Source organism: Streptococcus cristatus AS 1.3089 (assembly GCF_000385925.1).
Taxonomy (GTDB): domain Bacteria; phylum Bacillota; class Bacilli; order Lactobacillales; family Streptococcaceae; genus Streptococcus; species Streptococcus cristatus_B.
The window spans coordinates 781,186-801,211 of record NC_021175.1 but is presented as its reverse complement, the minus strand read 5'-3'; the positions used below and the strand labels follow the sequence as shown (position 1 = coordinate 801,211).

The following is a 20,026-nucleotide window of genomic DNA, read 5'->3' as shown; positions in this document are numbered from 1 at the left end:
TCTATTTTGCAACAGAAGAAGCCTTAACTGCACTTGTTTTAGGCAATGTCTTAGGCTCTTCTTTCTTCGGTTCAGCTGGTTTTTCTTCTGGTTTCTTTGGATCAGTAGGCTTCTCTTTTTCCTTATAAATAAACTTGAGTGTCTGTTTATCAGAAGAAACCTTTCCTTCCAATTTTTCTGGGACTGCCTTCAAGACATAGGTCGTATCTTTAACAGTAAGTTCTGTGTCAATATCAGAAGCAAATGCCCAATCTTTACCTACGAGGGCACCAGCCTTAGAAACAATCTCAGACTTCTTAACTTCCTCCCCTTTTTCATTGACGAAGATAGCTTTGACTTCCTCTCCCTTTTCATGCGCCAAGTAAGTCAGCAAAAGGTCATTTTCTGCAAACTTCCCTTTCTCTTCGCCTTCTTTGAGAGTAACCTCAAATCCATCAACAGTTGGAGGCTTAATTTCATAAACATCTCCGGAAAATCCCTTAGTCACAAGAATATCCTGATCAATCTGTTCATTCGTTAAAGCATTCAGAACCTTGAATTTTAAAGAATAAACCTTTTTAGCATCCGGCTTTTTCTCATAGATATAGTGCAGTGTCACCGTATCTTTTGTGACTTTACCAGCCTCTGCTTCTGGTTTTCCAGTGAGAATATAAGTATCTCCGTCTACCGTCAGCTCCTTCTGAGCCTCAGGAGCTTGCCAATCATTGCCAATTTCCTTTCCTGCTTCAGAAATCGTGACATTACTTTTTCCAGGGATTTCTTTCCCATCTACTGTTCGAAAATCAGCTGTCACAGCTCCACCTTCATTTTTGAGAGAGTCCATTTTCTTAGCTGCTTCTTTCCCATCCAGTAAGACAGAAGCAGTGACTGTGCCTACACCAGTAAAATTATATGAAATTGTATAGTCCCCATCTGGAACCTTTTTAGAGAAATCCACCTTACCATCTTTGACGGCTAATTCCTCATTTACATTTTTACCTTTCAAAGTAGCCTTTGTGACTTCGATTCCTGCACCACCAATAGTGATCTTAGCTGTTTGATCTTCTCCTTTGGTTACTTTCACCTTTTCAGTGGCCGTTTCTAAGAACTGTTTAACTACCTCAGCATCTACGACTTTAGGATCTTTACCAGTCATATCGTAGATGTTTGGATGTCCCAACTCTCGCATCTGTTCTAGTGAGCGATTAGAGTTAGTGTCGTTATCAGTAACCTGGTTACGATTAACGACTGACATAAATGTCTTCGCTCTTCCCTTAGCCCATTCTGCGAAAGACTTATCCATTTCTTCTACTTTGCCCTTCAGGACTGTTAGCCTCAATAATCTTCTTACTCAAACGTAGAGAGTCTTTTAACTTACCAGCATACGAACTAGAACCATCGTAAACATGGTCTACGGTAAGCGGAGCTACAGTACTTTCAGTCTTAGTATTAGTAGGCGCTTGAGCTTTAAAATTCAGCTCGTTGCTCCCTGTTTTATCTACTCCATTTTCTACTGTATTCTCAGTAGTTTTTACTTCTGGATTAAATTCCGGTTGTTTGGGATCCGTAGCATCTGGATTAGGATTTTTGATCTTAGGAGCGTCTTTCTTGACTTTCTCGATTGCGATTTTAGTCTTTTCCAAATCCTTGAATTTATCAGACTTATTAAGCTCTGGCTTTCGATCATCAGACTTCGAGGATTCGGTACTCTTCTGATCAGTTTTTGCGGTCACAGCTGACTTATCCGAAGAATTATTTTTAGATTCATCTGCTTTAACCATTCCCAAACCAACTGTAGCAATTACAATTAGCCCTAGTGCTACAGAGCATAGATTTTTACCATACTTTCTATAGCTGAATGTATTTTTCATAGTGTCACCTTTCTATTGATTAAATTCTAGTTTTAGCATCTTTCGACATATAATTAAGGAGCTCTCGCCCTAAAACGTACAATTTTCATTTCTTCCTCTTTCCAATTAAAAAGCCACCAAGAAACCTTGATGACTTTAGCCAAATTAATTTACTTCAGATTTTCGTTTGATTCGCAACAAAGTTAAAAGTGAAATAGTTACTACACCAAACAGCCCAAGGCTTGAAAGTTCTTCACCTGTTTTAGGCAAGCCAGTTGATCCAGACACAGCAGGAGCTTGATAAACCGGATTAGTAACTTTCGTTGTCTGATTATTTGCTTGTCTTTGCACATACTTCACAATCTTGCCATTTTGAACCACTGCAACCGGATTTCCTCCAGCTTGCTCAATACGTGCCTTTTGGGCAGCTAGTTTTTCTTGATGCTCCGCTTCTAGCTTTGCCTCCAGATATGTACGATAAGCAGATACCAACTCTTTGTGAGCTGCAACTACTTTGCTTTGAACTGCTTTTGCACCTTCTAGTTTGGCTTGTGCTACTTCAAGCGCTGATTTCTTTTCATTCAGTACTTCTTGAGCACTCGCAAGGGCTGTTTTTGCCTTTTCTAAAATTTCAGGTGCATTCTGCAAGATTTCTACCCGTTCTTTTGATGCTTTCAAGTCCTTTTGAGCTTTTTCGAGTGCTTTTTGATGATTAGTAACGACTTCTTTCGTTCTAACAAGCTCAGCTTGTTTCCTTGCCAATACTGTTTTTTCAGCCATTAGAGCTTCATTCAATGTTTCCCGTTCAGCTTGTTTTTCGGCCAACTTTTCTTTTGCTGCCTCAAGTACTTTCCTTTTAGCCTGAACATCCGCATTCAGTTGAGCCAACCCTGCTTGAGCATTTTTATTTTCTGAGTCAGCTTTTGTCAGTTCTGCTTCTGCCTGAGCTAATTTTAATTCCGCTTCAGGTGTTTTTAAGGCTGTGTTTTGAATAGCAGCACGCTGAGCTACTGCTTTTTCAGCAAAAGATTTTGCCTCTTCGTAGGTTGTCTGGGCTTGTGCCTTTTTAGCTTGTGTTGCCTCATTAGCACCCTTTGCAGCAGTAAAGCTTGTCTGTGCTTGTGCTAGAGACTTTTGAGCAGCTTTAATTTGATCCTCGATGCTAGGCACGTTGTTCTTAGTGTCAACTTTAACATCCTGATGCAGACGATTTTTCAGCAAATCAATCGTTTTGGCATCGGTACCCACATAGTGCATAGCCATTAACCCACGATCTAGCTTCCGGGTTGCTACACCAATATACTGCAACACTACTGACTCACGATCCAGACCTGCAAAGTTTAGGGCATGACCCCAATCAGCATGCTTATCGTAAAACATCATCATAACCAGATTATTGTAAGCTTGTTGTTTCAGATCAGCTAGTGTCACTACATCACTCGGGCTTTGATACCCAATATTCTCCGAGAGCAAACCTTGGTTCCCTTGAACCAGTCCGACTTCTTTAGCGGCAGTATTTAAAGCATCCTGATCATGTCCGTATTGATTAGTAGACAGCTGAGTCGCTTTCTGAGCAACCTTTTGCATATCTCGATTGACCAGGACTGGAATATCATCCGTCCCCATCAACCGACGGAAATCATTGATCAGTTGTGTATTAAATGCAGCCAATGCTTCCTGAACCTCGGATGATAAATTATTGACATCGGAAATCAGCACCTTCTTATCAGCTTCGCTTGGTTTAAATGGAGAAGCTGGATTGCTATAATAAGTCTTACCTCCATCAGGCGAGCCAAAGCCAGCAGCAATCATGCCTTTCTTGGCAATTTGTTGCAGTTTGTTTGAGTTTTCTTCTGTGGGATTGTTGAAGTAGGCTTTTAAAGCTTCAGCATATCCATCAGGATAGGTGATAGAGCCAGTTTTCAAGCTATCCAGCAGACTTTGAGCCTTAGATAGCTTCTCTTTAGCAGCTTGATACTGAGCTTCAGTTTGATCCGCCTGTGCAGTTGCCTGAGCTAATGTCTGTTCTTTCGTCAGCTTATCTGCTTCTGTAGCTCTTACCTCGCTTTCAGCACGTTCCAATTCGGAAACACGTCGAGCATCAGCTTGTTTGGCAGTCGTTAATTCTGTTTGAGCCTGTGAAACTGCCTCTTTGCTGGCTTCTAAGTTACGTTTAGCAGTTTCAGCTTTGGCAACAACGTCTGCAACTCCTGTTCCATCAAGAATAGCCTGCTTTTCAGCTACGACCTGCTCTGCATCTGTCACTTCTCCCTCTTTGTTAGCCAGCTTGCTTGTAGCTTCGGTAACTTTCGCTTCCTGACCAGTCACACTTTTTTCAGCTTGTTTTTGTGTAGCTTCCGCAGTTTTCAAATCATCTTGAGCTTGCTTCTGAGCACCCTCTTTTGCGGCTACACTATCTTTTGCCTGCTGGATATTTTCAGGAGTAGCTTCCTTAACGGCTTCCTCTGCCTGAGTAACCGCTTCTTTGATTTCCTTGACTGTGTTTTCAGCAGAAGTCACCTCTGCCTGAGCTGCATTTGTGATTTCCTCTTGGAATTTAACAGCTGAGTCCGCCTTATCAACTTGCGCTTGTGAGATAGCCACATCAGTAGCAGTTACTTCGGAATGTTTTTCAACTGCCTTCTGTTCACTAGCTGATATTGGCTCTAAAGGTTTCACCTCTTCCGCAAGGGCTTGATTAGCTACACTAACAGCTCCTGTTAAAATTGCACCAGCTAATACAACTTTCTTAACTTCATTCATGATTTCCATTTTGTTCTCCTTTTTGATAATTACTTAAAATATTGCTTGTGTGAATAGTCTTCTAGTTCTCGTGAAATATCACCGGACACTCGCATCAATGCAAAAGTCACATAGACCAGAATAACCGATACTAGAAGAATAACTGAAAATATTAGTTGGACAATACTCATTTCTTCTCCTTTTCATAACATCACCTATCTGCTTTCAGCAACAAAGAAGCATTTCCTTGCTCCCTAAAACAGATAGATGAGGACTCTATCTGTTAAGTTTTAACGATAGGTCGATGATAGCCTTTACCAGTTAGCTGCAAGATTGTTTTATTTCCCTGTTTGATTCGTCTAGCAACTAAAACATCACCACGTTTGATTGTCCGGATTTCATTATAAATTTTTGAGTATTCCGCAACCATTTCAACTGGTTGAAGTTTTCCTGCCACATAACCTTTTTTAGGAATTAAACCATGCTTACTGGTTAACTTAACTTCTTCACCACTTACGAGGCGTGCAGTTGCATCACCTTGTAAACCTAGTCGTCTTAAATCAGTGAGTGTGACCTCACTAGTTGATTTTATTTGATCCATCTTGTCCTCCTTTATTTGAATCAAAGGCTGATTTACAGCCATGCCGAGTTGATGCCGTAGCATCTCTACTGTGTTTTTTGCGCACGATTTATAGTTTAGGAATCGCAAACTCTTTCGTCTTACGGGACAAGTCAACCGTGACTTTCCATGATGCAGTCAGCACTAGATATACTTTCTAGTTACACACCGCCCCTATTCTTCTTTTTATGCCTAGACTGCGCTAATCGGGACAGTGGGGGTATTCAATTTTCAAAGAACATAAGTAGTTTAACGACTTGCTCAGGTCAATATGAGTTCAACTCTACTAAATTTATTCCGATTCGGATCTTTCTTCATCATCCAGCAAAGAAGCAGTATCAGCTTCCTTTATAATTTCTCCAATAGCACAACCAAAGAAGCAATAATAAACAGATGACGAATATAATCATTAACCCTAGCTTAAACAATCCCATAAAATTAACTCTCTTTCTTTTAACATGTTGTTGTGTCCTTAGACAACTCAGCTAGATATTTATTCAGTTTCATCTCTGATAGTTTGTCTGGATAATAACGTGCAATCAGACTAGGACACTCATCAGGGAATTTTCTAGCGTACTCACTTTGTCCTGATACCTCCATAAAGCCCTGTTCTTTTTCGATGAGTAGAACCATTTTCCAAAAACGAATCATCATTTTGTAAAAGTATGCTGGGACATTCTGGATTGGTTTTCCTTCAGCCTCTCCTGTTTTGATTTTGAAAATCAATTTATCAAGCTCACGTTCAAGATCCTGTAGCCAAACCTCTCCATAAATTTCCTGATCAGCTAAGAGGTTGTTGTAATTTTTCTCAACTTGACGTTTTGCTTGATAGATTTTATTTTCAAGAATTTTTGCATCTTTTCCAAATAAACTGAGTTTCTGAACTAGTTTAGGAGAAAGAAAACCATGTTGCCCCATTTTAAATGCTTCAGAAATTGATAAACCAGATAAAGATGACTCGCCCTCGTATCGATTAGTATCGTATGAGGACTCTGTCTGACTCCTCTCTGTATTTATTCCGTCCGCTTCGTGGACGTTTTGAAGTCCATTTTGCGGACGTCCATTTTTGATACTTTCGCTATTACCAATGCTTTGGGGTACTTTTTCATAGAGAACTTTACCAAAAGCATTAACCCTCTTCAGTAACTCACCATCAGCTGAATAGTGCTCCACTATTTCTAAATTAGCATCTACTAGCTGAAGATAAAGTCTATTTGGTTTATTGAGTCCCTGCCTAACTTCCCGTAAGAGACCATGTTCTTGCAGTTCTTTCTTGATCTTAGTAACCTTCATCTTTCCCTTATCAAGTAGTAACATCAAGTCAGAAACTGTAAAAATTAGAAAGACCGCTCCGTTTTCATCAACGTAATCTCTATTCCCCTTCTGGAATGAACTGATACTTAATTTACAACGATTATAGAGAGCCCCATAAGCTAACTTGGCATCAGATGAAAGACTCGTGTAGGAACTAGTCAATTTGACATAGCCGTTCTCATTGTGTTGAATACGAGTGAAAAAGATTTCTGGAATTTGATAAAAAGTTAAAGTAGCTAGTTGATCAATCGTGATATCTGCCATTAGTATCCTCCTACAACTTGTAACCTCAAGCCACCAGCTTCAGGAAAATAAACAAGATGAGTTTGCTCTAACTCTTCAATAGCTGCAATAGCTGCAATAGCACGGCTTCTAGTCCATCCCATTGTATTCATCAAATCTAAAATCATTACGTCTCTAGTCAACCTTGAGACCTTTGTTTGGTGATGTTTCATAAGTAATCCTTTCTTTTTGAACAGTTGACAGTCCTTTATCTAGTTTTACAACTTAGACGATCATTTTTTAGTCTTTCGTCATTAGAAATCAGATAATCATAGAATTCAATAATCGTATCTGTAACTTCTTTTGGTATAGCCATCCATAACTCACCATCTTTTTCATTGATAAGAGTATCTTTTTTTGTTAATTCTTGTAATTTCCGATTATTTCTGAGGGTTTCACAGGCACAGTAGTATAAGATGTTTTTATAGAACTGCTGTCCATTTTTAAAATAATCATCAAACATTGATGTCCCAAATTCCGTCTTGAAAGGTGTTGAGGGACTGCCGAAAATAATGGCCGTCAATTCATATGATTTAGTTTTTACTAATTCATATGAATTGGTGTTTTTTAAAAAATACTCTGATATATTCATTTGCTTAATTAACCCCTCTATTCCTCATTCTGTAAGTATTTATTGAATAATCTCCAAGCTTTAAATGGGTTTTGTCTAGAATGATTTTCAAAAAATACGATATAATAACAACCTTTATTCAAGACTTTTTCAAAATCATTTTTTGATACAGATAAACCGAAATCTTCACGATCACCAAGACTAAGTAAAAAATACTTTCCCCAGCGTTTTTTTACTGGGACACTCCTAAACATCAATTCATTAAGTTCTAGTGATTCTTTTGAATAATCAAAGCTATAAATATAGCATGCCACCAATACTTTCTTGCCAAACATTCCTTATTTCCTTTCAGACATATTCCATCAATTCTGGATTAAACTCTAGAGTCAACCACAAGGCTTCATCCTGAGTCAATTGACTAGATTGACCCCAAGTCCTATCTCTTGCTGTTCTGGAGTACGGATAAGTGCCATGTTTATTTCTAGGCTTTAGTTGATGAATGACATCATCTTTCGTAATCTCCCAGATAACACTAGAAGGTTTATAATAATAGCCATTTCCAAGCCAAACTCTATCAAGGTAATCATATTGAGATACGTTCACATCAGAATTTTCTTCAGGAATAAAATCTACTATATCTTCGCTCTTATCAAGATCTATAACATCAAAAATTTCTAACGTATCAATATTCATAATAATTTCAATATTATCTGACACATATACCTCCCAAAAACACAAAAAAAGCTGTTGACTACTCAACAACTTTTTATTTTTTATCTACCTCAAAACTCTAGACACTTACCTGCCATAAACTTATATTATCTTCACTTTCTTTTTTAAAAGCAACAAATTATTAGAATGAACATCATAATAGCAAAAAGAAATTTATTTTAAGTCTGTTCAGAAACGACTTCTCTTTCTTCACCATTTACAATTACGGCTTGGGAATTGTTTATTAGCATTAAACTGAACTGATTTTTATACATTTCAAAGGTCTTCTGACTACTATCAGTAAAAGGCTCCTCACCATAATGTGGAAGGATATAAAAATTTACTTCACCCAATCCTGCTGTATCAAATAACTCTGTCGCTACCGTCTTGTCGTCCATGAGTTTATTGTAGTCAATATCCTTGGCTGTAATAATAGCCCCTGCTGATTCTCCCACATAAACCAACCCATCTCGTATTTGTTCTTTGATAAGAGGTAGGAGTTGCTTTTTATTTAATTCTTGCAATAAATAAAATGTATTTCCGCCTGAGACATAAAGAATCTTACTTTGGAAAATCTTTGCCTGCGCGATTTCTCGATCACAAGAAGCAATATCCAGAATCTCTATCTCAAAGCCTAAATCTCTGAATGCTTGCTGAGCCTCATCGATATAGGCAGTATAGTCCTCTTTGTTCCCAGCGGTAGGAATAAATAAAACCTTTTTTTCTAAATTCTTTTCCTTTGCATAATCACTAAAAAGATCCTTGACACCAGCAAAATATGAACATAAAAATAATTGTTTCATGATTGTACCTCCATTAGTTTTTAACAATTTTATAAAGGATCCACGATCCCCTTCTTTGACTTGTTACGAGCTCAAAACCTATTGATAACAAGAATCGTTTAAATACTTCTTCTCTTTGAAATTTCGGTAAAAAATAAGATAGCTTGTTATATTCACAAGCTAGTAAGAGCATCCCGTCTGATTTGAGTATCCTTCGAAGCTCTATAAAAGAAGCATCTAGGTCTTGCCAATAAAAATGTGTTTGAAAAGCTGTAATCAAATCAAAACTTTCATCAGAAAAGCCTGTCTCTCTAACGTCTCTTCGTTCAAAATTTAGATTGACCATTCCTATCTGTTTGGCTTGAGCTATTGCAGTATCTGAAATATCGATTCCAGTTACAGTACTTCGCGGAAAGGTTTCTTTCAGTAGAATGGTTGAACGACCATTTTCAACTCCTACATCTAAGATTACAGGGTAAAATGTCCTATCCAGATGACGAATTGCCCATACAAACATGGGGATATAGGCTCGATTCCACAATTTCATCATTCATTTTCCTAGAAAACCTGAAGGGTTCTTTGATTGCTGAATCAAAGAATGAAACATGAGTAATAAAAGTATGATAGAAATGATAATTATTATATGAAGCACTCTTCAATCCTCCACTTCTGGATAGCTACATTATACCATTTTTAGAGAGATTACAGCTAAATCAATCAACAAAACACTTGCATCCCAAAAGATAACTTTTGGGATGCAAGTTATTCAAAACGACTGTTTTCTACCTTACAAGGTCTTTCGTTTTTTGGCTTCTTTCGAGAAGGAAATATTCTTAATCTTCTCATAGCGTAAGAAGCGTTGGATGAGGCGCTGGTCGCTTACATCTGGTTTCAAATCAACCACGTAGTCCAACTTGATAAACTTATTGTCAACTGACTGGACAGAGGTCAACTCAAAGCTTTTGCAGGCTGTTTCAAAGATTGCTTCAAAAAGGACTTCATAGTATAATTCAGCTGGAAACTGAATTTGGACATAACGTCTGGTTTGACTAACCGAACTAAATCCCATCTTTTCTTTGATCAAATGCAACTGGAATAAAGTTTCTTCGTCCGCAACCTCTGTCCCCCAACGTTGCAACATCCTTTTGAAACGGATATAAGAATAGGCATACTTACCTAGGTTAAATGCACAACCAAGCAGCCAGATAACAAAGAATATTTCAAACCAAGGCAGACCTAGAAAAGACTCCCAGAGATTAGCCTGGCTCGCTTTTTCGGTCACTTGAGAGGCAACTTGCCCTCCTCCTGTCTGGCTAGCTCTAACGGCTGTCTGAACAGTTCCGCCAGTACTCAGACGAATAAAGCCAGAACCGAACTGGGGACGGAATGGGAACAGAAAACTCAGCAAGATTAAAAACCAGATAAAATACTTGACCTTGACTGAAATTTTGGTCTTAAGAGCTACAAAAGCAGGCTCAGCAGCAGAACCAAGATCGACGTTGATAGACTGGTTAAGAGGAAAGACAAAAGGAACTGTTTCATGGCTGCTACCTCATCTTACTCTTTCTGATTCAGTAAATTGCGTAGCTCATCCAGCTCATTTTCTGAAAAAGAATTGGACGAAAAGAGAGTCTTGACAAAGCCACCCATGGAATGTCCGCTATAGCGCTTCAAAAAGTCTGACGTTTCTACCTCTAGGTACTCATCTTCTGAAATTAAGGCCGTGTACTGCCTTTCACGCCCCTTTCGAACACTTTCTAAGAAACCCTTTTCCGTCAAGCGAGCTAAGACTGTCAACAAGGTCTGAGGCTTCCAATGGTTATCTTCACCCAGCTTTTCCATAATTTGAGCAGAAGTCGTTGGACTTGGCAAATGCCAAATAATCTTTAAGATGGCAAATTCACCATCTGGTAAACGTTTAATTGAATGATTCATTATATTTCCATACTTTCTAAAGTCTTCTTCTAATTTTATTCTACATATGTCTAATAAAAAAGTCAATCATTATGTAAAAAAAGAGCTGGAAATCGCTATTTCCCGCTCCTTTTTAGAAAAATAAACTCAGCAGAGTCAACATTGCCAAACCACCCTGCTTGAACAGGATTTTTGGGTCACTGGTAACTGCACCGTAAGCCGCTACCAAGATGATATAAACCATAAAAATTCCCAGCCAAACTGGATTAGGCTGCACAAAGGTCGCAATTAAAACCAAAATCCCCAGCAGACCATTATAAACTCCTTGGTTTTTGAAAAGGGTATTGACCGACTTTTGCTCCAACTCCTCTTGAGACATACCAAAGACCCGTGCTGTCGTAGCTGAAGTCGTTGCGATGGTCTCTAAGTACATAATATAGAAAAATTCCAAGGCAACCAAACTTGCCAAAATCAGTGTAAAAATAGACATTTCCTTCTCCTTATAGAAATCTATGACGGATCAAGTATAACATAGAGCAAGAAAAAGCGCTAAAATTTGGTTCCAATAAAATGGACAAAGTGTATTAAAATGCTCTAAACTGCATTTTTAAAATAGGCGTAGCAAAATTCAGCATTTTCCGACTAGATATGATACAATCTTTTTGAAAAATGGAGGTAAATTATGTTAACCTATGATTTAATTGTCATCGGCTTTGGTAAGGCCGGTAAAACATTGGCAGCCAAAATGGCGTCCCAAGGAAAAAAAGTTGCTTTGATTGAGCGAAGCAAGGCTATGTATGGGGGAACCTGTATCAATATCGCCTGTATCCCAACCAAGACCCTGCTTGTCGCAGCTGAAAAAGGCCTGGCTTTCGACCAAGTCATGGCTGAAAAGAACGCTGTAACCAGCCGTCTCAACGGGAAGAACTACGCAGCAATCAGTGGCGCTGGCGTCGACATCATTGATGCAGAAGCTCATTTCCTTTCAAATAAGGTCATCGAAATCACAGCTGGCGATGAAAAAGAGGAACTGACTGCTGAGACTATTGTCATCAATACTGGTGCTGTTTCCAACGTCCTACCAATTCCAGGACTGACTGAAACCGAGCACGTCTATGACTCAACTGGCATCCAAAATCTGAAAGAACTTCCTAAACGCTTGGGAGTCCTGGGTGGTGGTAACATCGGCCTAGAATTCGCTGGACTCTACAACAAATTGGGCAGTCAGGTGACTGTGCTAGATGCTGCTCCGCTCTTTCTCCCTCGAGTAGAGCCTTCTATCGCTGCTCTAGCTAAGCAATACATGGAAGAAGACGGAATCCAGCTCCTGCAAAATGTACAAACCAAGCAGATTAAAAATGATGGTGATGAAGTTGTGGTTGTGACAGAGGATGGAGAATTCCGCTTTGATGCCCTGCTCTATGCTACTGGCCGTAAGCCGAATGTTGAGCCACTGCAGTTGGAAAATACAGATATCGAGCTGACAGAGCGCGGCGCTATTAAGGTCAATAAACACTTGGAAACATCTGTACCTGGAGTTTTTGCAGCGGGTGATGTCAATGGCGGTCTGCAGTTCACTTATATCTCACTGGATGACTTCCGTATCCTTTATAGCTATCTGGCTGGTGACGGAAGCTACACACTGGAAGACCGTAAAAACGTCCCTACCAGCATGTTCATCACACCGCCTTTGGCTCAAATCGGATTGACCGAAAAGGAAGCCAAAGAGCAAGGACTGCCGATTGCAGTTAAGGAGATTCCAGTCGCAGCAATGCCTCGCGGACATGTCAATGCTGACTTACGCGGTGCCTTCAAGGCCGTTGTCAACACAGAGACCAAGGAAATTGTTGGGGCAACAATCTTCTCAGCAGGGGCTCAGGAAATTATCAATATCCTGACTGTAGCCATGGATAATAAGATTCCTTATACCTACTTGAGCAAGCAAATCTTCACCCACCCAACGCTGGCTGAAAACCTCAATGATTTATTTGCTATCTAATGTTAAGCCCCTGATGGGGCTTTTACAATACCTACAAAAATTTAATTACATTTCAACCTATTTTTGTGATACAATAATCCTAGTTTATTTTAAAAGATTGAGGGAAATTATGTCTGAACTGTATGATATTACGATTGTCGGCGGCGGTCCAGTTGGCCTATTCGCAGCTTTTTACGCTCATTTGCGCCAAGCCAAGGTGAAAATCATTGATTCTCTGCCTCAGCTGGGCGGTCAGCCGGCCATTCTCTACCCAGAGAAGAAGATTCTGGATGTGCCGGGCTTTACTAATTTGACTGGCGAAGAATTGACTCAGCGTCTGATTGAGCAGCTGGAAACTTTCCAGACTGAGATTTGCCTCAATGAAACAGTGCTGGATATCGTCAAATCTGATGATGGCTTCACCATTACGACTTCTAAAGCCCAGCATCAGACCAAAACCATTATTATCGCCATGGGAGGCGGCGCCTTCAAACCGAGGGCCTTGGAGCTAGACGATGCTGAAGCCTACAGCAACCTCCACTATCACGTTTCAAACATCAGCCAGTACGCTGGCAAAAAGGTTGTTGTTCTGGGTGGCGGCGACTCGGCTGTTGACTGGGCGCTAGCTTTTGAAAAGATTGCAGAAACCAGTCTGGTTCATCGTCGGGACAACTTTCGGGCTTTAGAGCATAGTGTGGAAGAACTCAAGGCTTCTAGCGTTGAAATTAAGACACCGTTTGTTCCTAGTCGCTTGGTCGGCGAAAACGGCAAGATAACCCACTTGGAAATCATTAAAGTCAAAGGAGAAGAAAGCCAGCTTCTGCCTCTGGATCATCTCTTTGTTAACTACGGTTTTAAATCTTCTGTCGGCAATCTCAAAGATTGGGGCTTGGAGCTCAACCGTCACAAGATTTTGGTCAACAGCAAGCAGGAAACTTCCGTACCAGGTATCTATGCAGCCGGAGACTGCTGTAGCTACGAGGGGAAAATTGACCTAATTGCGACTGGGCACGGTGAGGCACCTACTGCTGTCAACAATGCCATTAACCATATTTATCCTGATCAAAAAGTCCAACCCAAACATTCTACAAGCCTATAAAAAACAGCTGCCGAGCTTAAGCTCAGCAGCTTTTATAATTCATCTGCGATTTTATTGATCTTTCTCAAGCGATGATTGACACCGCTCTTAGTTAGAGGCCGGCTCAGACTATCAGCTAGCTGCTGGATCGAATAGTCCGGATGCTGGATACGAAGTTGAGCAACCTCCTGCAGGTCTACAGGTAAACTCTCAATGCCGATATTATCGCTGATTTTGGCAATATTGTTGATGGTTTTCATACTGGCTGTGACCGTGCGAGCGATGTTCGCTGTCTCCGCATTATTGGCGCGATTGAGGTCATTGCGCGCTTCCCGCATGAGCTTAAGAGATTCAAACTCAGCCATGGCTTCCATAGCACCGATGACAATGAGAAAATCCATGATGTCCTCAGCTCTCTGCAGATAAGTAACAGCCCCCTTCTTGCGCTCAATGGTCTTGGCATCCAGCAGAAAACGCCGCATCAAGGCAGCCAAGTCCTCAGCATGATCCAGATAAACGGACAGTATTTCCAGCTGGTACTTGCCCGAGTCTGGCTCCCGCATACTACCACTAGCAAGAAAGGCTCCCCTCAGATAGGAGCGACTGGCTTCGTCATCTGACAGAATAGCCTTGTCAATCCCTGCCTCGATACCAAAAAAGGAGTCAGCCAAGTGCAGATCAGAAAGGATTTCTTCAACTTTCTGATCCAGAAATACTGTATAAACGCGATTCTTGCGCAGATTGGTCTTCTGATGGTGGCGAATTTCTGACTTGACCTGATAAAGCTCCAACAACAGCTCATAGAGATGGCGGGCAATCTTAGCATTTTCTGTTGAAATGGATAAGGTAAGGCCAGACGAAGAAATTCCCAAGCTACCAGCCATCTTGATGATGGCAGCCAACTCGTTTTTGTCTTTTACAGATAAGCTTAAAAGCTCTTCTTTTACCTTCACTGTAAAACTCATTTGCGCACCTGTATAATCTGCATCAATTCGTCAACAAGCAACTCTCCGTCATGGAAAGCTCCGCCATTTTCCAAACGAAGAAAATTCGAGGAAATGACTCGTGGAACTTGCTCCTGCAGCCCTCGAAAATTATGATCAACCTGAACTAAATATTCATCAAATTTATTGCTATTCATATACTCGCGCGGGACCGGTTCTATATTGACCAAGACAGTATCAATGAACTTTTTGCCCAGATGACGATGCAAGACTTGAACATGGTCGCTGTCTGAAAAGTGCTCGGTTTCGCCGCGTTGAGTCATAATGTTGCAGACATAGGCCACTTCTGCCTTGGTCTCTAAGAGGGCTTGACCAATTTCCTCAATCACGAGATTTGGCAAGATGGAGGTGAAAAGGGAACCCGGCCCCAGTACCACCATGTCGCTATCCAAAATACTCTGGACCACCTTTCTACTGGCAACAGGCTTTTCATCATCATAGGTATTGGTCACATAGACCCGCTCAATCATACCAGCCTTACTAGCTAGATTGCTCTCACCGACAACTTCCGTTCCATCTGTAAACACAGCATGCAAAGTCAGCGGAGTGTCGCTTGAGGGGTAGATTTTACCTGTTGTATGGAAAAACTTGGTCAGAAGCTGCATGGCGTTATAGGTAGAGCCCTGCATTTCGGAAATGCCTGCAATAATCAGGTTCCCCAGAGGATGACCTGCCAAAACACCGTCTCCTTCGGCAAAGCGATACTGGAAGACCTTCTCATAAAACTTTGGCATGTCAGACATGGCTACTAAAACATTTCGCAAATCACCCGGAGGAGTCAGCTGTTGGATATTTTTCCGCAGCTCTCCAGAACTGCCGCCGTCATCTGCTACTGTGACAATGGCTGTGATTTCCACTTCTTTTTTCCGCAGACTGTCCAAGATAACTGAGATTCCTGTGCCGCCACCAATGACTGTGATTCTTGGTTTTCTCATGAGCGGTTCACCGTTTCCTTCCGACGATTTTTGTCGCGATGGCTGGCATTGACTGGCCAGTTTTTTGCTAAATCATCCGCCAAACGTTGCGCAAAGGCTACGCTACGGTGCTGTCCGCCCGTGCAGCCGACCGCGATGGTCAGTACGGACTTGCCTTCCTTTTGATAGCCCGGCAAAATCGGCTCAATCAGACCCAGTAAATGCTGGTAAAATTCTTCAGACTCCGCATGGTTCATGACATAGTCAAAGACATCCTTGTCCAATCCTGTTTGATTACGCAGCTCAGGTTTATAGTAGGGATTTGGCAGGAAACGCACATCAAAGACCAAGTCTGCATCCAGAGGCAAGCCGTATTTGAAACCAAAACTCATAACCTCAATGCGGAAACTGTGCATTTCATCTTGATTGGAAAACTGTTCAGAAATCGTTTTTCTAAGCTCCCGTGGCGTCAAATCCGTTGTATCAACGACATTTTGACTGAGGTTCTTCAGAGGCGCCAAGAGTTCACGCTCCAGCTTTATTCCATCTAAAATCCGCCCGTCAGCTGCCAAGGGATGACTTCGTCGGGTTTCTTTATAGCGAGCCACCAATTCCTTATCAGCCGCATCCAAAAATAGAATTTTAAAATCAATTTCCGTACTTCTTTCCAGCTCATCCAGAATATCCTGAATCTCCAAAAAGAAGGAACGACTCCGCATATCAACAACCAGAGCCAGTTTGTCATTGTCAGTGGTTCCTTCGACCAGCTGCAAAAACTTTGGTACTAGAGTCGGTGGCATATTATCAATGGTAAAATAGCCCAAATCCTCAAAAGACTGGATAGCAACTGTCTTTCCAGCACCGCTCATTCCTGTCACAATCACTAATTGAATCTTGTGTTCAGCCATTCTTTCTCCCTTCGTCTAACATTTTATTTCTAAAAAGGGATGGGAAACTTCCCAGCCCCAAGCATTTATTACACAATCTCGGCAATGACTTCAATTTCGATTTTAACATCACGAGGTAAGCGAGCCACTTCTACTGCCGAACGAGCTGGAAACTCGCTCTTAAAGGCTGTTTTGTAGACTTCATTAAATGGAACAAAATCATTGATATCACTTAGGAAGCAGGTTGCCTTGACCACATGGTCAAAATCTGTTCCAGCTGCTTCTAAAATGGCTCCTACATTTTTCAAAACCTGCTGAGTCTGCTCTTCAATCGTTGCACCTACAATTTCTCCTGTCTCTGGTGACAAAGGAATCTGACCACTTGCAAATAAAAGGTTGCCAACGATTTTTCCTTGGACGTATGGTCCGATTGCTGCTGGTGCTTTATCTGTTTGTACTATTTTTGCCATTGTATTCTCCTCATTTCTTTTATCTTACTTATTATATCATAAAGTCAAAAGACTGACTATTCTTGTCCCCCTTCCCATTGACTTTTAGGCGATTTTTCATTATGATAGTAAATGCATAATTCAAAACACTTGTTTTGGACTGGTTCGCAAACTTCCCAGTATAAAAAACTAAGTACCCTTATATTCTAAAGTAATGTAATTGCGCATAGTTTTTTCTGGTGTCCTGCCGCTTTGGCAGAACTAACTGAGAGGTTGAGACGGAGGTTTCAGCCTTATTTTATTTCTCAAAAGGAGGACCTATGAAAAGAAAAGTTATTATTGACTGCGATCCTGGCATAGACGACAGCCTAGCCCTGCTCTATGCCCTGCAACACCCTGACTTAGAGGTCATGGCTTTGACCATAGTTGCTGGAAATGTCCCAGTGGAACTTGGTCTTGAAAATGCCTTTAAAATCCTAGAAAGGCTGAATCGGCTAGATATTCCAGTTTATGTAGGAGCCGACAAGCCATTGGTTCGTGACTTCGTCTCTGCTCAGGACACCCACGGCATGGATGGATTGGGGGAAAGCGGGATAACAAGAAGCAGTTCCACCCAAGCCCAGCCACAAGCTGCTTATGACTTTCTGGCAGACTACTTCCAAACCAATAAGAATACTTCTATCATCGCACTAGGACCTTTGACCAATATTGCCTTGGCTCTTAGGAAAAATCCTAACCTTGGGCAACATCTAGACCGATTTGTCAGCATGGGAGGCAGCTACAAATCGCATGGCAACTGCTCACCCGTAGCGGAGTACAACTACTGGTGCGATCCACATGCAGCCCAAGAAACCTACGAAAAACTTGAAAAAAAGATTGAAATGGTCGGTCTAGATGTCACTCGAAAGATTGTCTTGACGCCTAATCTATTGGAATATATGCGTTTTATCAATCCTGAAGTCGCTGACTTTGTCGGAAAAATCACTCGTTTTTACTGGGATTTTCATTGGGAGTATGAGCATATCATCGGCTGTGTCATCAACGATCCGTTGGCTGTTGCCCATTTCCTGCATGAAGACCTTTGTCAAGGCTTTGACTCCTTCGTAGACCTCGCAACGGAAGGCATTGCCGTGGGACAAACGCTAGTTGATGCCTATAATTTTTATGGTAAGGAAGTCAATGCCAAGGTACTGACCCAAGTAAACACCCACCTCTTCTTTCAGGATTTTCTCTCCGTGATACTCAACATTTCAAAGGAAATCATCTGCCAAGATATAGAAACTTTAAATTTAGGATAAGATTATGAAAAAAACATCACCATTTACCATTACATTTACAGCTATCTGCATCGCTCTAAACTATGTTGGTGCCAACATCGCACTTTTTCTAAAACTTCCTGTTTATTTGGATACGTTTGGAACGATATTAGCCAGCCTTGTTTTAGGACCTATTTTCGGAGTAGGAACTGCGGTTGCCAGTGCTCTTATTAGCGCTTTTACAACAGACATTTCTGCTATTTATTTCTCTCCAGTAGCCATTCTTTTGGCTCTGCTCGTCTCAGTCTTTTTCACTTCTGATTCAAAACCAAGACTAAATCTTCTCTGGAAAACATTTCTAGTTTCCCTGCCAGCTACTGCTTTGGCCTCTCTGATTACCGTCATTGTCTTCAAAGGAATTACCCCAAGCGGCTCTAGTATTATCGTTCAGGGTTTACACGGTTTAGGCTTAGATTTGGTCACCAGCACCATCATCGTCCAAGCTCTAACCGACTATGCAGACCGACTCATCGTTATTGGGGTCAGTCTCGTCTTCATCCCACAACTCAAAAAAGTCATCCCAAGAATCTTTGCAAAATCCAGCAATGCATAAATCAAAAGAACTACTCAGAAAATATAATTTCGAGTAGTTCTTTTGATTTTAACATTTGTTTTTTATAAGTCTTTAAGATTAAGTTTAAAAAAGGAATAGGCAGACCCTTCTAGAGTCCAATCCTACTCCCAAGCTACATTTGAGATTAATTTCGTCCTTTGAGAACAGCCTCAATGATAGCCATTCTGACAAAGACGCCATTTGTCATTTGTTCTACAATCCGAGATTTTGGAGCTTCAACCAAATGGTCCGCAATTTCTACATCGCGATTGACAGGCGCTGGGTGCATCAGGATAGCGGTATCCTTCATACGATCATAGCGCTCTTGCGTCAACCCATGAAGTTTATGATAATTTTCCTTAGAGAAAATAGAGTTGTAGTCATGGCGCTCATGCTGCACACGAAGGAACATCATCACGTCCACTTGGTCAATCACTTCATCAATGGTTACGAACTTACCATAATCAGCAAATTCCGCACTTCTCCACTCATCTGGACCAGCAAAGAAGAGCTCAGCGCCAAGACGTTTCAAGATTTGCATATTAGACTTGGCTACACGTGAGTGATCAAGGTCACCAGCGATAGCTACTTTCAAACCATCGAAATGACCGAATTCTTGGTAAATTGTCATCAAGTCAAGTAAACTTTGGCTTGGGTGCTGACCAGAACCATCACCACCATTTACGATGGAAGTTGTAATCGTTGGGCTCTCGACCAATTCTTTATAGTAGTCCACCTCGGGGTGACGGATAACACAGACATCAACACCGAGAGCTGACATAGTCAAAATCGTGTCATACAAGGTTTCTCCCTTATTGACTGAGCTTGTCTTGACATCAAAGTCAAGCAGGTCACACCCAAGTTTTAATTCAGCTACTTCAAAAGCCTTGTGAGTCCGAGTCGAAGGTTCAAAGAAAAGATTCGAAATGATATGCTGCTCATCATACTGGACCTTTGCGCCGTTTTTAAATTCAATTCCACGCTTGATCAAAGCCATTACTTCTTCGTTCGTAAGGTGTTCCATAGATACAAGATTTTTAAGTGCGATTTGATTTGATGACATGATGTTATACTCCTTTTATA

General features: G+C 41.0%; 22 protein-coding genes, 1 pseudogene and 1 riboswitch. Of the genes and pseudogenes, 4 read left to right on the top strand and 19 right to left on the bottom strand.

The window, feature by feature from the left end; all coding sequences use genetic code 11:
* Position 1: 1 nt before the first annotated feature.
* The 14 genes and pseudogenes from I872_RS03865 to I872_RS03795 form a co-directional block, all read right to left on the bottom strand.
* Positions 2 to 1,234 (bottom strand): MucBP domain-containing protein, encoded by a 1,233-nt coding sequence (locus tag I872_RS03865; protein ID WP_167320507.1) that lies wholly within the window; start codon positions 1,232 to 1,234, stop codon positions 2 to 4.
* Between the two features lie 40 nt (positions 1,235 to 1,274).
* Complete coding sequence (locus I872_RS03860; protein WP_015604839.1) at positions 1,275 to 1,850, bottom strand: hypothetical protein; 576 nt, start codon at positions 1,848 to 1,850, stop codon at positions 1,275 to 1,277.
* A 144-nt stretch (positions 1,851 to 1,994) separates the two neighbouring features.
* Positions 1,995 to 4,601: an SEC10/PgrA surface exclusion domain-containing protein gene (locus I872_RS03855; RefSeq protein WP_015604838.1), complete on the bottom strand. Its 2,607-nt coding sequence runs from the start codon at positions 4,599 to 4,601 to the stop codon at positions 1,995 to 1,997.
* Between the two features lie 253 nt (positions 4,602 to 4,854).
* Complete coding sequence (locus I872_RS03850; RefSeq protein ID WP_015604837.1) at positions 4,855 to 5,172, bottom strand: hypothetical protein; 318 nt, start codon at positions 5,170 to 5,172, stop codon at positions 4,855 to 4,857.
* 471 nt (positions 5,173 to 5,643) lie between these two features.
* Positions 5,644 to 6,768, bottom strand: coding sequence for a replication initiator protein A (locus I872_RS03845; protein WP_015604836.1), 1,125 nt, complete (start codon positions 6,766 to 6,768; stop codon positions 5,644 to 5,646).
* The gene (locus I872_RS11590) at positions 6,768 to 6,959 is read right to left on the bottom strand and encodes a hypothetical protein (protein ID WP_041826790.1); all 192 of its coding nucleotides are present in this window, start codon (positions 6,957 to 6,959) and stop codon (positions 6,768 to 6,770) included. The genes I872_RS03845 and I872_RS11590 overlap by 1 nt, the downstream gene beginning before the upstream one ends.
* A gap of 35 nt (positions 6,960 to 6,994) precedes the next feature.
* Positions 6,995 to 7,378: a hypothetical protein gene (locus I872_RS03835; RefSeq protein WP_015604835.1), complete on the bottom strand. Its 384-nt coding sequence runs from the start codon at positions 7,376 to 7,378 to the stop codon at positions 6,995 to 6,997.
* Positions 7,379 to 7,395: 17 nt separating this feature from the next.
* Positions 7,396 to 7,692 carry a hypothetical protein gene (locus I872_RS03830; protein ID WP_015604834.1) on the bottom strand — a complete coding sequence of 99 codons (297 nt, stop codon included), beginning with the start codon at positions 7,690 to 7,692 and terminating at the stop codon, positions 7,396 to 7,398.
* 13 nt (positions 7,693 to 7,705) lie between these two features.
* Positions 7,706 to 8,074 carry a hypothetical protein gene (locus tag I872_RS03825; protein WP_015604833.1) on the bottom strand — a complete coding sequence of 123 codons (369 nt, stop codon included), beginning with the start codon at positions 8,072 to 8,074 and terminating at the stop codon, positions 7,706 to 7,708.
* Between the two features lie 173 nt (positions 8,075 to 8,247).
* Entirely contained in the window at positions 8,248 to 8,871 is a 624-nt protein-coding gene (locus I872_RS03820; RefSeq protein ID WP_015604832.1) for a Type 1 glutamine amidotransferase-like domain-containing protein, read from the bottom strand.
* Between the two features lie 13 nt (positions 8,872 to 8,884).
* Positions 8,885 to 9,457, bottom strand: a pseudogene (locus I872_RS03815) (class I SAM-dependent methyltransferase).
* A 180-nt stretch (positions 9,458 to 9,637) separates the two neighbouring features.
* Positions 9,638 to 10,258, bottom strand: coding sequence for a hypothetical protein (locus I872_RS12205; RefSeq protein ID WP_231913995.1), 621 nt, complete (start codon positions 10,256 to 10,258; stop codon positions 9,638 to 9,640).
* Positions 10,259 to 10,407: 149 nt separating this feature from the next.
* Complete coding sequence (locus tag I872_RS03800; RefSeq protein ID WP_015604829.1) at positions 10,408 to 10,785, bottom strand: BlaI/MecI/CopY family transcriptional regulator; 378 nt, start codon at positions 10,783 to 10,785, stop codon at positions 10,408 to 10,410.
* 112 nt (positions 10,786 to 10,897) lie between these two features.
* Complete coding sequence (locus I872_RS03795) at positions 10,898 to 11,254, bottom strand: DUF1304 domain-containing protein (RefSeq protein WP_015604828.1); 357 nt, start codon at positions 11,252 to 11,254, stop codon at positions 10,898 to 10,900.
* 192 nt (positions 11,255 to 11,446) lie between these two features.
* Here I872_RS03795 and I872_RS03790 point away from each other — a divergent pair, with 192 nt between their 5' ends.
* Both I872_RS03790 and I872_RS03785 read left to right on the top strand, forming a co-directional pair.
* Positions 11,447 to 12,763: an FAD-containing oxidoreductase gene (locus tag I872_RS03790; protein WP_015604827.1), complete on the top strand. Its 1,317-nt coding sequence runs from the start codon at positions 11,447 to 11,449 to the stop codon at positions 12,761 to 12,763.
* A 109-nt stretch (positions 12,764 to 12,872) separates the two neighbouring features.
* A complete protein-coding gene (locus tag I872_RS03785) occupies positions 12,873 to 13,841 on the top strand; it encodes an NAD(P)/FAD-dependent oxidoreductase (RefSeq protein WP_015604826.1) in 969 nt (322 codons plus the stop codon).
* A 32-nt stretch (positions 13,842 to 13,873) separates the two neighbouring features.
* On the opposite strand, the gene whiA is transcribed toward I872_RS03785, so the two are convergent.
* The 4 genes from whiA to I872_RS03765 all read right to left on the bottom strand — a co-directional run bounded on the left by whiA (position 13,874) and on the right by I872_RS03765 (position 17,095).
* The gene (gene whiA / locus I872_RS03780) at positions 13,874 to 14,785 is read right to left on the bottom strand and encodes a DNA-binding protein WhiA (protein WP_015604825.1); all 912 of its coding nucleotides are present in this window, start codon (positions 14,783 to 14,785) and stop codon (positions 13,874 to 13,876) included.
* A complete protein-coding gene (locus I872_RS03775; RefSeq protein WP_015604824.1) occupies positions 14,782 to 15,759 on the bottom strand; it encodes a YvcK family protein in 978 nt (325 codons plus the stop codon). Before I872_RS03775 ends, whiA begins: the two co-directional genes overlap by 4 nt.
* Positions 15,756 to 16,646: an RNase adapter RapZ gene (rapZ, locus tag I872_RS03770; protein ID WP_015604823.1), complete on the bottom strand. Its 891-nt coding sequence runs from the start codon at positions 16,644 to 16,646 to the stop codon at positions 15,756 to 15,758. Before rapZ ends, I872_RS03775 begins: the two co-directional genes overlap by 4 nt.
* Before the next feature lie 68 nt (positions 16,647 to 16,714).
* Positions 16,715 to 17,095 (bottom strand): RidA family protein, encoded by a 381-nt coding sequence (locus tag I872_RS03765; RefSeq protein ID WP_015604822.1) that lies wholly within the window; start codon positions 17,093 to 17,095, stop codon positions 16,715 to 16,717.
* Positions 17,096 to 17,228: 133 nt separating this feature from the next.
* A riboswitch (PreQ1 riboswitch) is annotated at positions 17,229 to 17,273 on the top strand.
* A gap of 121 nt (positions 17,274 to 17,394) precedes the next feature.
* Between I872_RS03765 and I872_RS03760 the strand changes: the two genes are divergently transcribed.
* Both I872_RS03760 and I872_RS03755 read left to right on the top strand, forming a co-directional pair.
* Positions 17,395 to 18,372: a nucleoside hydrolase gene (locus I872_RS03760; RefSeq protein ID WP_015604821.1), complete on the top strand. Its 978-nt coding sequence runs from the start codon at positions 17,395 to 17,397 to the stop codon at positions 18,370 to 18,372.
* Positions 18,373 to 18,376: 4 nt separating this feature from the next.
* Positions 18,377 to 18,943, top strand: coding sequence for a LytS/YhcK type 5TM receptor domain-containing protein (locus tag I872_RS03755; RefSeq protein WP_015604820.1), 567 nt, complete (start codon positions 18,377 to 18,379; stop codon positions 18,941 to 18,943).
* A 145-nt stretch (positions 18,944 to 19,088) separates the two neighbouring features.
* Here I872_RS03755 and I872_RS03750 read toward each other — a convergent pair whose 3' ends face one another.
* Positions 19,089 to 20,006 (bottom strand): aspartate carbamoyltransferase catalytic subunit, encoded by a 918-nt coding sequence (locus tag I872_RS03750; protein ID WP_015604819.1) that lies wholly within the window; start codon positions 20,004 to 20,006, stop codon positions 19,089 to 19,091.
* Positions 20,007 to 20,026 lie beyond the last annotated feature (20 nt).